The 14,867-nt window shown below is 44.3% G+C and carries 13 protein-coding genes; 6 read left to right on the top strand and 7 right to left on the bottom strand.

All coding sequences use genetic code 11. The annotated features are described in order from the left end of the window. Positions 1–3: 3 nt before the first annotated feature. Genes DS891_RS08125 through DS891_RS08115 form a run of 3 tightly spaced genes read left to right on the top strand, consistent with a single transcriptional unit; the run spans position 4 to position 5,396 of the window. A complete protein-coding gene (locus DS891_RS08125) occupies positions 4–1,878 on the top strand; it encodes an FAD-dependent oxidoreductase (RefSeq protein ID WP_010603645.1) in 1,875 nt (624 codons plus the stop codon). Beyond that, on the top strand, positions 1,865–3,628 hold the full coding sequence (locus DS891_RS08120) for a thiamine pyrophosphate-binding protein (protein ID WP_174169464.1): 1,764 nt from the start codon (positions 1,865–1,867) through the stop codon (positions 3,626–3,628). Before DS891_RS08125 ends, DS891_RS08120 begins: the two co-directional genes overlap by 14 nt. After that, positions 3,621–5,396 (top strand): FAD-dependent oxidoreductase, encoded by a 1,776-nt coding sequence (locus tag DS891_RS08115; protein ID WP_174169463.1) that lies wholly within the window; start codon positions 3,621–3,623, stop codon positions 5,394–5,396. The genes DS891_RS08120 and DS891_RS08115 overlap by 8 nt, the downstream gene beginning before the upstream one ends. A gap of 426 nt (positions 5,397–5,822) precedes the next feature. Here DS891_RS08115 and DS891_RS08110 read toward each other — a convergent pair whose 3' ends face one another. From DS891_RS08110 to DS891_RS08090, 5 genes are all read right to left on the bottom strand, one after another. Beyond that, complete coding sequence (locus DS891_RS08110) at positions 5,823–6,380, bottom strand: hypothetical protein (RefSeq protein ID WP_102058464.1); 558 nt, start codon at positions 6,378–6,380, stop codon at positions 5,823–5,825. 53 nt (positions 6,381–6,433) lie between these two features. Continuing rightward, the gene (locus tag DS891_RS08105; RefSeq protein ID WP_174169462.1) at positions 6,434–6,877 is read right to left on the bottom strand and encodes a DUF2000 domain-containing protein; all 444 of its coding nucleotides are present in this window, start codon (positions 6,875–6,877) and stop codon (positions 6,434–6,436) included. A gap of 99 nt (positions 6,878–6,976) precedes the next feature. Then, positions 6,977–7,990, bottom strand: coding sequence for a DUF5924 family protein (locus DS891_RS08100; RefSeq protein ID WP_010603640.1), 1,014 nt, complete (start codon positions 7,988–7,990; stop codon positions 6,977–6,979). A 71-nt stretch (positions 7,991–8,061) separates the two neighbouring features. Next, entirely contained in the window at positions 8,062–8,643 is a 582-nt protein-coding gene (locus tag DS891_RS08095; RefSeq protein WP_174169461.1) for an FMN-binding negative transcriptional regulator, read from the bottom strand. Next, positions 8,640–9,215, bottom strand: a complete 576-nt coding sequence (locus DS891_RS08090) for a GNAT family N-acetyltransferase (RefSeq protein WP_010603638.1) — start codon at positions 9,213–9,215, stop codon at positions 8,640–8,642. The genes DS891_RS08095 and DS891_RS08090 overlap by 4 nt, the downstream gene beginning before the upstream one ends. A gap of 96 nt (positions 9,216–9,311) precedes the next feature. Between DS891_RS08090 and DS891_RS08085 the strand changes: the two genes are divergently transcribed. The 3 genes from DS891_RS08085 to DS891_RS08075 are packed head-to-tail and all read left to right on the top strand — an operon-like array spanning position 9,312 to position 11,501. After that, complete coding sequence (locus tag DS891_RS08085) at positions 9,312–10,769, top strand: PLP-dependent aminotransferase family protein (protein ID WP_174169460.1); 1,458 nt, start codon at positions 9,312–9,314, stop codon at positions 10,767–10,769. Beyond that, positions 10,762–11,079 carry a hypothetical protein gene (locus DS891_RS08080; protein WP_174169459.1) on the top strand — a complete coding sequence of 106 codons (318 nt, stop codon included), beginning with the start codon at positions 10,762–10,764 and terminating at the stop codon, positions 11,077–11,079. The genes DS891_RS08085 and DS891_RS08080 overlap by 8 nt, the downstream gene beginning before the upstream one ends. 17 nt (positions 11,080–11,096) lie before the next feature. Then, positions 11,097–11,501, top strand: coding sequence for a lysozyme inhibitor LprI family protein (locus DS891_RS08075; protein WP_174169458.1), 405 nt, complete (start codon positions 11,097–11,099; stop codon positions 11,499–11,501). A 66-nt stretch (positions 11,502–11,567) separates the two neighbouring features. On the opposite strand, the gene DS891_RS08070 is transcribed toward DS891_RS08075, so the two are convergent. Further along, positions 11,568–12,242 (bottom strand): DUF4386 family protein, encoded by a 675-nt coding sequence (locus DS891_RS08070; RefSeq protein WP_174169457.1) that lies wholly within the window; start codon positions 12,240–12,242, stop codon positions 11,568–11,570. A 269-nt stretch (positions 12,243–12,511) separates the two neighbouring features. After that, on the bottom strand, positions 12,512–14,797 hold the full coding sequence (locus DS891_RS08065) for an InlB B-repeat-containing protein (RefSeq protein WP_174169456.1): 2,286 nt from the start codon (positions 14,795–14,797) through the stop codon (positions 12,512–12,514). Positions 14,798–14,867: the final 70 nt, after the last annotated feature.

Genomic DNA, 14,867 nt, shown 5'->3' with positions numbered 1-14,867 from the left:
AAAATGAATAAAGAACTAGATATTGCCATTGTGGGTGGCGGTGTATCAGGTGTCTATAGTGCATGGCGTCTGCAACAAGAGCTTGGTGATACACATCGCATAGGCTTATTTGAGTATAGCGATCGTATCGGTGGTCGTTTGTACAGTCGCACGCTTCCGGGGTTACCCAACGTCGTGGCTGAGCTTGGTGGCATGCGCTTTATTCCTGATGATCATGTGATGGTGAGTACGCTGGTGGATGAGCTAAAACTCCAAACCAAAGACTTCCCTATGGGCTCAAAGCTGCCGTTATACCCTTCAAATGCAGAAAGCTCTCCTGAAGCAGGCAGTGAAAACAACCTCTTTTACCTGCGCGGACAATATTTTAGATATCGTGATTTCGCCGAGTGTCCAGACAAAATCCCATACAAGCTTGAAGAAACAGAGCGAGGCTATGGGCCGGAAGATCTTCAAGTTAAAGTCATGAACCTCATCTGTCCGGGCTTTGCCGATATGTCTCTTGCAGAGCAGATGAAAGTCAAAGTGTTTGGCAAGGAAATCTGGCGCTTTGGCTTTTGGAACTTGCTTGAGCATGTGTTGAGTAACGAAGCATACCTTTTTATGAAAGAAGCGGGGGGCTACGATGCTAATGTGGCGAATGCCAGTGCGGTTACTCAGTTGCCTGCCACTGAATATAGCGATGATACGGTATTTAAGACCCTCAAAGATGGTTTTCAGGCGTTACCGCTGAAGTTATGTGAAGAGTTTGCAGCGGCACCGGGCTGCCTTGACCGCTGTAAGCGCGTTAATATGTTGCATCGACTTGCAAAAATTGAGCTGCATCATTGTGGCGAGTATCGTTATGAACTCACCTTTCAACCAACACAAGTGAACAGCAGTGGGAAAGTGGTTGATAAAGATGCTCCAGCGTACAGCGTTAAAGTGAAGCGGCTTATTTTGGCTATGCCAAGGCGCTCGCTTGAGCTGATTGAATCGCCGTTCTTTGACGACCCTTGGTTAAAAGAAAACATTCCGTCTGTGCTTATCCAAAAAGCGATTAAGATGTTTATGGCTTACGAGCAACCTTGGTGGCGCAGTTTGGGCCTTGTTGCTGGTCGCTCTGTCACTGACTTACCAATCCGTCAGACTTATTACATGGGCACGGAATGCGATCAAAAAGAATGCCTTGAATACGAGACCAACGAAAAAGGCGAACGGGTATGTAAAGTAGAGCATACCTATGGTGAGCCTAATACCAACTCGCTGCTAATGGCTTCTTACAATGATATTGGCACTATCCCTTACTGGAAAGGTTTAGAAAAGGGTGAGCATTACCAAGGCTATATGCCAGCCTATGGTGCACAAGGCTATGCCGAAAATGAGATAGTACCTAAAAACCAGTATCAAATTACCACTGGGATGGTTGAAGCGGCACATCGCCAAATTCAAGCGTTACATAATCAAAAAGCGCTCCCAATGCCATATTCTGCAATCTACCAAGAGTGGGGGGATGACCCTTATGGCGGTGGCTGGCATGAGTGGAAAGCCAATTATCGTCTCGATGAGATCATGTGCAGAATGCGCCACCCTGTTGCGAGTGAAGAAATCTATATTGTTGGCGAAGCGTACTCCTATGAACAAGGCTGGGTTGAAGGAGCGTTAAATACGGCTGAATCAACATTGGCTGAGTTCTTTGCTTTACCAACACCGAAGTGGTTATCCAAAGACAAAGCCCAGTATGAACAGTGGCTTGAGTCACACCACAATTACTTACCAGTAGATTGCCGTAAAGGTGGCTGCTCGTGTCAGCATTCAGCGCAGCAGCCAAATGCCAGTTCGGACACCCTGGACGAAGTCACTGAATTCGCCTATCGAGGTATTAATCATGAGTACCGCTAATTTTACGGTTGCTGACCATTTACTGTGGCGGTTAAAGCAGTTGGGCCTTGATAAGGTGTTTCAAGTGCCTGGTGACTATGTGCAAGAATTTATGACCGCACTGGACAACTTTCCAGGTATTGACGCTGTAGGCGATGTAACCGAACTAGGGGCAGGCTACGCGGCGGATGGATATGCAAGATACCGAGGTATTGGCGCGGTGTCTGTGCAATACGGCGTTGGCACGTTCAGCGTATTAAACGCCATCGCCGGCGCTTATGTCGAGCGTAATCCTGTTGTCGTTATATCGGCAAGTCCGTCGGCTGAAAACCGTGTAGATATTGAAGAAACAGGCGTGTTATTTCATCACTCTACCGGCGACTATAGCGCAGATAAAAAGGTGTTTGAAAATGTCACTGTCGCCAGTGAAATTCTTTCGGATCCCGCTTCTGCTCCTGACATTATTGACAATGCGTTACGCCTTGCCATGAGTGAAAAGCGGCCTATTTATCTAGAAGCATGGCAAAACGTGTGGGGCGCAGCTTGTGATAAACCAGATGGCCATTTAGTGATCCCAAGACCTGCATCTAATCCTACGATGATGGCAAATTTACTCGATAAAGTAATCAACCGACTCAAAGAAGCTGAGAAGCCGTTGGTATTATTAGGCATAGAGATCACGCGACTTGGCATACAAAGGGAAGTCGAAAACTTGCTCTGTAATCTCAATATTCCGTACACCACGACCACGCTAGCCAAATCAGTATTAAGTGAGGCGCAAGGGCTCGGGAAGGAGCTGTTTGTTGGCACCTATGCGGGTGAAGCGTCATGGCCTGAAACGTTTGACTTTGTTAGCAAACGAGATTGCATTTTAGCGTTGGGGGCAATATTCACTGATGACTACCTGACCATGTTAAAAACGCAAGACAACGAATTGATCCGCGTGAATATGGGCGAAGCAAGAATTGGTAACTGCGAGCATTTTGGTGGTATCGATTTAGCACAGTTTATTGATGATTTAACGGTGTATATTGAGCATTACCCGATGCAGCATCATGCGCTTTGCTCGTTGCCGGAAAACCCCTACTTGAAAAGTCCCGTACGAGATTGCGATACCATCAGTTACGAAAACTTCTTTTGCACATACCAAAAGCAGTTAGCCCAATGCCAAAAGGTGCGTGACTTCAACCTTATTTTAGGTGAAAGCTCTTCGCTTTATATGGCGGCTCGTTTAACTGGTATTGAAGAAAGTCGCTTTATTAGTGACGCGGCTTGGGGGTCGTTAGGTCATGAAACCGGTTGTTCACTCGGCACAGCTTTGGCTGACAATCGACGTAGTGTTGTGGTTGCAGGCGACGGTGGGTTTATGATGATGTGCCAAACACTGTCTACCATTAGCCATAATAAACTCAATACTGCGGTGTTTGTAATGAGTAACCAAGTGTATGCAATTGAGCAGTCGTTTGTTGATATTTGTGCGTTTACTCCTGCGGGCGCGTTTGCACCATTTGATGATTTGCATCATTGGGACTATAAATCATTAGCGAGTGCGTATTTTGTCGAATATTTGCATGTAGATACCGTCGCGGATCTAAATGGGGTTTTTGCTGCGCTTCATGAAAACCCATGTAAGCCGTACCTCATTAAAGTCAATATTGATAAAAAAGATCTCGCACCGGCGATACAAGATCTCGCCGAAGCCATTACGGGTAACAAAGTGGACGACTGTCCATGTGGAAATAGCACAGCGCAAGGAAACAACAATGCCTAAACAATCCAATAAACCAATCCCTGAATATCAGTTAGAAGAAGCACAAAAGCGTATCGACCGCTATTGGCGCGCGACACAAGGATTTATACTCGCGTTAGAAAGTAAGCATGGCTTTTCTGCAAAGCAGTTGCTTACTTTATTGCCAACGGGGGATACTTCGATGGAGCGCTTTAGAGAATATCAAGCTAAAGCGCTTATCTTTAACACACGATTTCAGTTTTCGCCCTCGGTGATTGTGATGTGTAATAACACCGATGATGTAATGCGCGCCTATCAAGAGGCGATAGCGTTTAACTTACCCATTCGGGTGCGCTCTGGCGGCCATGATCACGAAGGGGAGTGTAGTGGCACAGATGTGGTGCTACTGGATTTAAGCGGTTTAAAAGACTTCTCCATTGAGAAAGAAGGCGATGACTATATTGCTCATATTGGCTCTGGATATCGCTTTTATCAATTAGTTCCAAAGCTTGCGGAATCTGGTTACAAGGATATTCCGCCGTTAACCATTCCGCACGGCACCTGTGCCACGGTTGGGTTAGCTGGGTATATTCAAGGCGGTGGTTGGGGCCCGTGGACGCGAGCAAAAGGGATGTGCTGTGAGTCACTCGTTGGTGCGACTGTTATTTTGCAAGATGGTTCGAGAGTTGAGGTATCTGAGACTGAAAATGAAGATCTCTTATGGGCACTACGCGGAGGCGGGGCGTTAAGTTATGGAATAGTGACGGAGTTTAGAGTCAAAGCTTTTGAGCTACCTGACGAAATCCACCGCTTTGAAATTAACTGGAATAATGAGGCGGTTGGCTCTACAGACTTAGCAACTTGGCAGCTGCTCAGCCAGTGGGAAGATGCGATTAACGATACGGGAAAGGATACCGAGAACTTAGTTGGTACTAACCTAAAAATCAACGCGATCCCAGATGTTAGCGAGTGTGAAAAGTCATCTGGCTACGAAAAAACGTTAAAGCACCCAAGCACCATGTATGGTTATTGGCAAGGCTCCGAAAAGGCGCTACTTCGGTTTGCTAAGCAGTATTTTCCCACTGCTAAAGTGCAGGTGACGGGCACGGACACCAAGCAGAATTATAGCGAAGCATTGATGTCTGACTGGTCGCGAAACTCTTTGGCTAATCTCAAAAAACTGGGGTTAAAAGGGACGCTTGCCGCAAGCCTTGATGGCGAACCATTTACACCAGACTTCGACGCCCCAGCGCCACACAAGATCACCTCGAAGCTAGTGCGTGAGTCTGGTCTTACCGAACAAGGCAAGTTGGCGCTATTGCGTTCACTCACATCGCCTTTATTGTTTGCACAAAATGCCCTACTTGGACTATTTAGTTATGTCACTCTAGGTGCCATTGCAGGTAAGTTTTATGCTAATGATACTTGTGATGATGCTAAGGAACGTGTTGCCTTTCCTTATACTACTGCGCAGTATACCATTCAATACCAAACTTGGTGGAATACCGAGTTAAAATATGACGGCAGTTATGACAGCAAACGCCTTGGTCAAGCAAATCCAGTATACCGTTATGTAAACCGTGCACTTGATTGGATTGAAGTTAGCCGCGACACCAGCATAGAAGGGGCATACGGCGCGTTTATCAGCTTTAAAGACGCATCCATCCCGACGCAAATCTACTTCCAAGAGAATTACGAAAAACTCATTGAAATCAAAGAGGAGTATTCGGGTTTCACAGTTAAATTAGACTGTGGTAAAGAGGTTTACGTCAACTTTAATCGCCTAAGAACCCGTAAGACAATTATTTAACAGTGTTAAATGTGAAGAGCAAAAAGCCAGTATCGGCTTTTTGCTTGGTTTCACCTTGAGGTAGGAGATGTTTTACACAGCGACTTTGTTGTTTTTATATTGAATTTTTGGCTGGTGAGATGAGGGGGATTTTTCATCAAAAATTCGTTAGAAAACATAAACTGCTCGGCGAATGAATCGCCTCCTACAAGCCTATTTACGCTACGTAGCAGGAGCTGTTTTACACAGCGATCTTGTTGTTTTTATATTGAATTTTTGGCTGGTGAAATGAGGAGATTTCTTCAGCGAAAATTCGTTAGAAAACATAAACTGCTCGGCGAGTGAATCGCCTCCTACAAGCATGACTTCACTACAGGGTAGGAGCTGTTTTACACAGCGATTTTGTCGCTTTTATCATGTGCTTTATGCTGCGGCCTTGAAAGCATTTTAAATATCTAACACCACCACTTCCATTTGGTCTTGCGTATCATAAGGCTGGATCTGCATTTTTATTTGGCTCTCAGAAAGCAACTCCAGCTGACCTTCTGCGGCTTTGTATTTGCTGTGAACGACCTTTACTGCATGAATACCAAATCCGATTTCTCGCTCTAAGCGTAAAACTAAACCATATGAAGTGGTGGCTCCGCGGTCGGTTCGGTAAAGCACATAGTTATCGTCATTGACATTCAGTCGATTAAGTTCGGCAAAGGAGTTGTCAACGCCGCTTTGTTTGATCTCGGAATAATCACCAGCGGCAAAGATGAATACGATGAAACTCGGCACTGCTGCTGCCAAAGCGACTAATAAGCCAGACATTTTGAGCAGCTTGGTGCGTCGACATAACGACCACAACAACACTGAAGCGGGTAAGATGATGGCCAGTATCATAACGAAAAGGTAATTATGCTGAGGCGCTGCAAATCTTAACTCCCAAGGCAAATTACTCATATTAAGGATGACTAGTAATACAACAATGACCAACGCAATACTTGAAAATCGTTTCATAAATTAAACCTAAACTACAACCAAAGTAAGTGATACCAAAAATAAACCTCAGGTTATTTAAACAAGCTGAATTTCCCTGTAAATTCTTTAAGCTCCGCGCTATCGCCAAACATGCAAATGCCAAAGTACTCTAAGTCTTGCTCTGGTGTTTCAGCGGTGGCGCTTACTTGCTGTTCGGATGTGCCAACAATCATGGTATTTGTAAAGTCGGTAAAGGGGATGTTACGAGCCACAAGCTCTGCTCGCACTTTTCTGATTTTATTACTGTTATCTGCTTTAAGCACAATAAAAGGGTAGTGCGAAATCGAAGGGTGAATGCCGCCATCTTTGTCTCGATACGGTAAAAAGCAGAGCTCATCAGTATTACCAATTTGGTCAATGAGCCCAGCGGTCATATGGCCAAGCGCATTAAAAAGTCGACCAAGTTCAACTTTTTTATTGAGCACAGCAACAAATCGCTTCGAGTTTTCGTCCGGTAAAACGGAAAAATCAGTCATAGACTTCCTTGAATAAGAAAAGAGACGCTTAACCATATCATAATAACACTATCACCGCGCCTAGATTTCGATAATTGATTGTAATTCCTTAAAAATTTCCTAAGGAGATACAGTAAATTTTGTTAGGCCAATCAGTTGTCCTGAACTGGTGACAACGTGCACCTCCCACTTACCTGTTGAGTCGGCGGGAAAGTTGCTCTTATGGCTCCAAGCTCGATAGCCTTCCTCGCGTCCACCGCTAATATTTAAGGGGATTCGGTCAACCACTTGCTTGTTGTGTACCCACACGTGAAAGATCTTTTCGTTTAGTCCCCGTGGTGCTTTTACCGCGCTCCAACTATACAAGCCTTGTTCGTGAAGCGAATGGGTATCGAGGTGCTGGATACTGTTCATTGGCTTTCGTTGCTGCCTATCAACTTCATAAGCCAGCGTAATGTCGGTGAGTCGTAAGGCCGCCGGGGGAACCCAGCTACGTAACTGCCACAAACCAGCGCTAAGTGCACTTAGCAGCAGAGCCAATAAGGGAAAACGCCACCATCTTGCATGTGGCATGACATTACCAAGACTCGGTAGGGTAAGAATAATGGCGGTGACTAGCGCTATTTGTATACTTTGGTCGGTTGTCAGGTGAAGCAAAATAGGTAGCGTAACTGAAATCACAACAAACAAAGCAAAATTGTGGAATACCATAAACAGCACATTGTGCCGGGCTAGCTTTTTGTAATATATCGGGTCCACAACGGAGATAAACGCGCAGAGTGCAATTAAGCAGGTAAACGCGGCCTGTGGATGATTCCATGTCGTGGCAGCCAAGAAAAAAGGCAGTGCGAAGAATAGGCTTTCCTGTTGCACCATTTGTAGGGCAAAGCGCATAAAGTTGGGTGACAACACAATACCAAAACGTTGCTCCACTTGGTCGCGAAGCCAGTTATCAATAATAAGCCACAGCCAACTGGTGAGTAAAAGCAGAGCGATGATCTGTGAAAACGACTCTTTACGTTCAACTAAAATAAAGCTCGCTATACCACTGCAAAAAGCCAACAGCGCCATTAGGCCGGGCCACTTCTGCATCATCAAAATAAATTTTGTTATTAGGTTTTTGAAATAACGCATTGAAATAGAAATTGCTTGCTGGTCTGTAAGATTCAAGCACTTCAACCATGAATGCAGTATGAGTTTAGTAATTAACACACATAACTAGCTAACATTGGTTTGGATGGCGTTAAATGTGTTTTGATTTTAGCGCGAATGTCACTCGACTGGTTTTGGCTTAACTTAAAAGCGCCATGCATCGTATTGATTTTAATCTTGAAAAAGTTAATGGCGTTAAACAGCGATTGGCGTTGATTAGCAGGCACGCTATCAAGTTGCCAATTACTATTTGAAAACTGCTCAAAATGCATTATCTGCGCTTGCATTGACGCGTATTTTTCATCATCAGTAGCAATAAGTGCGAGCTCACCTTCAACTACCACATTTGCGTACAACCACGTGGGGAGCTTAATGTCAGGGATAACCGTGGGTGAGAGGTAATGATCTTCACAGTGGAAAACTGCTTGAATAACACCACCTGTGTGAAAAATCGGGTTGTCTTTTGTAGCGTGTCCGAGCAAATAAGCATGGTCATCACTTAATGTTAGCGGTACAAAAACCGTCTTTATCTTGCCTTCCTGGATCACCGTCAGCGTGGCCAGCGGGTGTTTTGTGATCACAGAGCTGAGTATGTTTGGATTGCTTTCAATGTAGTAGTTTCTTGGGTAGCTCATAACTTTTCCTCCAACCTCGCTTTCACTTCAGGCCACATCTCATCAGTGATGGCAAATCGTGCTGTATTACGGTAACTTCCGTCAGGCAAGCGTCTATCTTTTAACGACAAGCCTTCAAAATGGGCACCGAGTCGAGCGATGGCATTACGAGACTTATGATTACATTCATGCGTTTGAAATTGCACACGCACCAGTCCAATCGCTTCAAAGGCATATTTGAGCAACAGGTATTTGGCGTGGGTATTAACATGCGTACGTTGAAATTCAGTACCAATAAAAGTATGGCCGATTTCGGCACTTAAGTTGAGTTTATCAAGTCTAAACAAGCGGCTATTACCAGCCAGTTTACCTGAGTCTTTATCTATGATTGCAACAACAAGTTGTTCGCTTTCGTCAAATTGCGCAGAGCCGTAAAACCATTGCTCTATGGTTTTTTGATCGCGACAATAATTATTAAATACCCATTTCCAGATCTCAGTTTTTTTGCCTCGAGCCAATAACTCAGGTAAATGCGCGGCTTCAAGCGGAGTGAGCTTAACGCGATTGGATTCTAGCGTTTGTTTTGAAAGCATCAATTTTCCATTCATTCTGTGTTTTTAATGCTTGCATATTGCGCTGATTTTGGTTGATATAAAACAACCAGATTTAATAATTTAATTAGACCAGACTTGATTTCTATTAGCCCAAAAACACAGTCTCAAGATGCTAAACATAAACGCTTAGCAGATGTTTTGCGCAGTGCCATTACTGAAGGTAAGCTCACACCCGGTGACAAACTTCCTTCTGCCCGAAAGCTGGCTGAGTTACATGGTATGAATCGGCACACGGTGATGAATGCGCTACAAAACTTGGTAGCTGAAGGCTGGCTGGTGGTTAAAGAGCGCAGCGGCTATCGAGTCAATACTGAACTACCTATTTTCAGTAGCCAACAGATAGACACAAGAGTGCCTGCTACACCACAAATCGTACCGCAATTTGCTAAAACACTGACCCCAGTAAGCAGCACTAAGCGTACGGCCTACCGCTATAGTTTTGCAGGGGGCTTACCAGATCTTCATGCTTTTCCTTATGATGAGTTTAAGCGGTTTTTAGTAAAGGCGTGCCGCAAAACCAATGTCAGTCATTTTCACTATTCAGACATTGCGGGGTGCGAGTTACTGAAATCCCAAATTCAGGCGTATTTGCGCAGAGCGAGGGGACTGGTATGTGATGATTTACTGATTTGTAATGGCTCCCAAGAAGCGCTCTCATTGGTGGCAAATGCATTTATTAATCCAGGTGATGGTGTTGCCATCGAAATGCTTGGTTATCCGCCTGCGCGACACGCCTTTACTAATGCAGGGGCTGAAGTTTTTGCATTAGCACAAGATGCAGAAGGCATTAAAGTGGAGGCCTTGGCGCGCTGCCTTGAACAAAACAAGGTGAAGCTGTTGTATTTAACTCCTCTACATCAATACCCCACGACAGTGACTTTATCTGTACCGAGGCGCATGGCGATTTATCAGCTGTGCCAGCAGTATGGCGTGTTTATTATTGAAGACGATTACGACCATGAGTTTCATTATCTCTGCCCACCGTTACAGCCGATGGCGGCAAGCGATCCAAGTGGTATTGTGATTTATATTTCTACTTTCTCAAAAATCATGTTTGCCGGTGCTCGTGTGGGTTATATGAGTGCGCGGGCAGATGTGCTTGCGCAATTGGTGGCACGTAAGCAGCTACTTAATCACAAAAATGATGCCCTTACCCAGTTGGCTGTGGCTGACTGGATGGAAGAGGGAGGGTTTGAGCGCCATTTACGCCGCATGACCAAAGCCTATCAAGGACGCCATCAGGCGATGGCGCAGCATCTAAGCGAGCTTAAAGCCAAGTTAGATATTGACTTTGAAGTGCCACAAGGCGGCATGGCGTATTGGGTAAACAGCAAACGCGACGTCTCGAGATTATCTGAAAAAGCACTTGAAAAAGGGATTTACGTACAATGTGAGCCTGAATTTACTCTCGGTAAGGCTAGTAGTTTAAGTCATATTCGCTTAGGCTTTGCGGCGCAAGAAGTCGAGCAACAGCAAGCGGGGCTGAGTGAGTTATTTGCTTTGGTCGCAGAGCTGGAGAAAAATCATGAATAAGCAACAAGTACTGGCCGAGTTTGTTACATTCGGCCCACACAAAGAACAGGCATTAAATATATTATTGAGCGATAACAGTGCAGTATCGCTCGCTATCAGCAAGGCGATGTTAAGCGTGGTATTAGCAAAATATCTCAGCGGTGAAATTGACGAAGATGACCTCGAAAATTGGGCTGGGTTTGTTGAACTGCGTGACGAGATTGATTGCACCTTGATAGAAGATTACCTCTATGCGTTGAATAATCCAGAGCTGATGGGTGGAATTAACCTCGATTCCATCGGTAATATGTTGAAACTCATTAAAGGTTAAATACAAAAGGAAATATCATGAGATTGATAGCGGCTGCATTGTTTTTATTAAATTGCCAAATCGCGTTGGCGGGAGGAGATGTGTGTGAAAACCCTATCTCAACCATAGACATCAACGAGTGTGCAATGAGCGAGCTTAACGCGCGAACCGAAGCGCTTGAACGTTACTACCAAAAAAGCCTTGAGCATAATGCCTTTGATGTGCAACTGGTGGAAGCGATTAAAGCCTCGCAGTTGGCGTGGCAAAGCTATCTCGATGCCCACTGCGGCGCGGTATATACACAATGGCGAGAAGGCACTATTCGTGGCGTGATGGCACTCGAGTGTCGTAAGGAATTAGTAAAAACTAGAACCCATACTCTTTGGGCTAACTTTTTGACTTATATGGATAGTACGCCTCCAGTATTACCAGAACCAGAGTAAACGCGTGGTTCTGGCAATAATTTTGCAATTGCCCCTTGGAGATATTATCCAGCTGTGGTTATGCGCCTATGCTGGTGTTTCATCTCTCAATAACATCACACCTAATACGATAAACCATAGGATTTGCCCCAACCCGAAGATAGCAGTGGTCACGTCAAAAAATGGGTTTGCTGAGAAAGAAGAAAGGCCAGAAAACAATGTAAGGATTCCTGCAATACTGACCAACAACCCCCAATAATGCAACAGTGGACTAAAAACGTTATGTTTAATGCCAACATAGCTAACCGCTAGTACCCATATTGCACCGACCAACTCGATACCACCGCCAAGCGCATCTACCACTATCGAGATGGTGCGATTAACCGTTAGGGCAAGTGCTGGATCGATCTCATAAAATTTTGCAATTGCTGCAATGCTGGTTAAAAAAACCATGGTACTTGCAAGTACAATTGCGGCCCATATATAACCCACTATGCTAGCAAATTTCATCAGCTCAGGAGAGGCTTTACTCAAGCGCTGCTGCATGGCTTGTACCAATACGATAAGCGTGAAGCTGAAAATAATCCCAATGACAATATAGCCGAGGAAAAAGGTGTCGCGATTTTGGATGAAAAAATCTAGGTAAAGCGCTGGGGTATTATGTCCACTGGAGTCCAATACTCCAAAAAATAATACAAAGCCAAACAAATAAGTTGCCGCTTCTGTGAGTGCAGCGACTCCTCCCCATTTTTGTAATGACATGGCTACTCCAAAAACTTGATTATTATTGTTGTGCTCAGTTTAGCAACATATGGAGAGTCAGCGCCAAAACAGGGGGGATTATTTGTAACAATAGTTTATCGGTGTGGGTGTTTTAGGAACAACGCTATCCGCATTACTATTTCGCATCATAATCACAGTACAGGCTGCAGGTGGAGCCATTGAGATGCCAGACATGGGTTCTCATGCAATCTGGTGAAGGTAAACAGCATAGCGAAGCGTCGCTATGCTGTTGAAATGAGGTATGCAGGTTATGCAGGTGTTCTGCGTCTAACAAAAGCCAACAGCGTGCTTAGCATCGCTAGTAAAAAGCCGAACGCACCACCGGAACTACCTTTATCTTCCTTATCGGTAGTCGTTGGATTAGAACTCGCTTTATACTGCGCTTTAACAACTAGTTCACTGGTGACGTTGTCAAAAGTAGTATCCCACCCAGTAAATGCGTAGCCATTTCGTTTTGGCTCTAGAGGCGGTGTTGCTGCTTGCCCATGAGAGATTTCCACGGCCTTGATGACTGTACCATTCCAATCTACGAACTTAACTTGATACATATTAATTTCAAATTGTGCAGTAATGATAAGGTCTTGCTCCACTTTGCTAAAATCTCCATTCCATCCAGAGAATGTGAAACCTTCTCTGGGCGGAACTTGAGGAGCATTCGCGGAAGTACTTTCTTCAATAGTTTGAGTAGCAAGCACGCCACCATCCCAATTCTTAAACACGACATTAAACAGTTTTGGTTCGTAGCTTGTTACTTGAAACGCGGTTTTGTTGTCTGTGTAGTCTAATTCAGGGAATTCTGACGAGAAGCGGACGGTTGGCGTAAATACGCCTACTTCGCTGGGCGTTACATTAAACGAGACTTGAACTGATTTAATGTCAGCGCCATTGCTAAAACTACATATGTGACGGTTACTTAACGCTTCACAGCTAGTAGTATATTCGTTATCTACTGACTCGAAATCAAGCTTTAATGCGGCTTCAGAATCTAGGTAAAGATGAAATTGACTAGGTAAACTGGGTAGTGTGTTTTCAGTTATTTCTAACGTAACTGGGATGCTAGACCCCATTTTTACCTGCTTGGCTCCCGTTATATCCCTAACAGAAATTTTATTGATCTGTTCTTCATCAACAAAGATATAAGGCGTAGCGCCTAACGTTGTTAACTCTCGCGCTTTAGCACCTTGGCTATATATTCCCGCAGAGTCTATTTGAGTACTAGCGTCTAATTGCCAAACACCTTGACCTTGTTGCAAGTCATCGTTGCTGAAACTCAAACCTTTAGTACCAACAAACTCATTTTGACTATTGCCTTGTTGCCATTGCTCTATAGTGAAAAGCTTATCTTCCGCGTCAGAACCTTCTGGTGCTCTGAGAGCATAATAACCTTTGGCCATCCCCGATAGATCCGACGCTGTGACTGTTAACGTTATGTTTTGCTCACCATTCGCTGATGCCAGTTGATTAGATGAAAAAGCGATATGGTTGATTCTGGGTGGTACTAGATCTAGTTCCGTTTCATTTTTTACAGTGATGACAGAAGGTAAGCCTAGTGTATTAAAGTGTCCTCGGTTGTAAACTCCCATATTTCCGTTGCTGTCAGTGAGCATAGCTGTGGCAACAAACCACTCACCAGGTAGGTCTTTATCAGTAAAGGTGAAAGAATAATTCGAACGATAAATTCCTTCGACATCTGTTTCTTGCCAATCAGATGACTCAGCCTGTTTTATAGCAAGTGATTTATACTGGCTAGGTGGTGAAACCCTAATTACGCCTTTAGACATAGTCGACTGGTCGTAAGCTTCTACGGTTACGTTAACCGTCTTATCGCCTGTATTTACATCAACTTCAGTGTCAGAAATCGTAATAGATTTTATTTCAGGGTTAACGCCCTCTGAGACTTTATCATTTGAGACGACGATGTATGGGTTAAAGCCGGCGGCTTCAATTTCACTCTCGCGAAGCCAAAAACGAACCGCGTTATTTACGTCAGTTACGTGGCCTAAGGTTAAAAACCATTTACCATTGATGTCGGCATCAGTGAAAGTAAAACTGACTTTACTTTCATACACACCAGTCTCATCGGTTTTCTGCCAATTAGAAGCTACTGCTGATTTGTTGCCACCCCAACTAAAGCCTGTTGGTGGTGATAAATAAACACGTGCGGATTTTACACCGCTTTCATCGTAAAATCTCAAGTTAATATCTACGGTTTTGTCACCGTCGTTGACATTAACTGAGTTTGAGGTCAAGTGGATTGCTCTTAGCTCAGGTGGGGTTCGTTCAGTTTCATTTGTAGTTTGTTGGTGTTGCTGGCAATGGGTATTGAGCACTTCTAACATAGTCTCAGCGGGCAATAAATTGTCACTTACGCCACTGGCAGCATTTGCCATCAGTAATTCAATTTTTGTATCACAACCTATTTGTGGATCGGTGATGGTATCTAAACTGAGCGGTTGGCTTGCTTGTGCATTCATTGCAGCTAGCCCAGAGACTAGTGTTGCCAGTGTGGTTTTCGTGAAGAGATTAAAACTCATTGTTAGTCCTTTAAAGTTATAGTATGTGGCTCTATTTTTAGCGAAATACTCTGTTAGCACGGTTTAGTAC

The sequence above is a fragment of the Pseudoalteromonas sp. JC28 genome (genome assembly GCF_013319255.1).
Lineage (GTDB): Bacteria > Pseudomonadota > Gammaproteobacteria > Enterobacterales > Alteromonadaceae > Pseudoalteromonas.
This window is presented reverse-complemented; position numbering and strand designations above follow the sequence as displayed.

What these genes read in the sequence shown, in the direction of transcription:
- DS891_RS08125 (WP_010603645.1), top strand. Translation starts at nt 4, where the DNA reads ATGAATAAAGAACTAGATATTGCCATTGTGGGTGGCGGTGTATCAGGT.
- DS891_RS08120 (WP_174169464.1), top strand. Translation starts at nt 1,865, where the DNA reads ATGAGTACCGCTAATTTTACGGTTGCTGACCATTTACTGTGGCGGTTA.
- DS891_RS08115 (WP_174169463.1), top strand. Translation starts at nt 3,621, where the DNA reads ATGCCTAAACAATCCAATAAACCAATCCCTGAATATCAGTTAGAAGAA.
- DS891_RS08110 (WP_102058464.1), bottom strand. Translation starts at nt 6,380, where the DNA reads ATGAAACGATTTTCAAGTATTGCGTTGGTCATTGTTGTATTACTAGTC.
- DS891_RS08105 (WP_174169462.1), bottom strand. Translation starts at nt 6,877, where the DNA reads ATGACTGATTTTTCCGTTTTACCGGACGAAAACTCGAAGCGATTTGTT.
- DS891_RS08100 (WP_010603640.1), bottom strand. Translation starts at nt 7,990, where the DNA reads ATGCGTTATTTCAAAAACCTAATAACAAAATTTATTTTGATGATGCAG.
- DS891_RS08095 (WP_174169461.1), bottom strand. Translation starts at nt 8,643, where the DNA reads ATGAGCTACCCAAGAAACTACTACATTGAAAGCAATCCAAACATACTC.
- DS891_RS08090 (WP_010603638.1), bottom strand. Translation starts at nt 9,215, where the DNA reads ATGCTTTCAAAACAAACGCTAGAATCCAATCGCGTTAAGCTCACTCCG.
- DS891_RS08080 (WP_174169459.1), top strand. Translation starts at nt 10,762, where the DNA reads ATGAATAAGCAACAAGTACTGGCCGAGTTTGTTACATTCGGCCCACAC.
- DS891_RS08075 (WP_174169458.1), top strand. Translation starts at nt 11,097, where the DNA reads ATGAGATTGATAGCGGCTGCATTGTTTTTATTAAATTGCCAAATCGCG.
- DS891_RS08070 (WP_174169457.1), bottom strand. Translation starts at nt 12,242, where the DNA reads ATGTCATTACAAAAATGGGGAGGAGTCGCTGCACTCACAGAAGCGGCA.
- DS891_RS08065 (WP_174169456.1), bottom strand. Translation starts at nt 14,797, where the DNA reads ATGAGTTTTAATCTCTTCACGAAAACCACACTGGCAACACTAGTCTCT.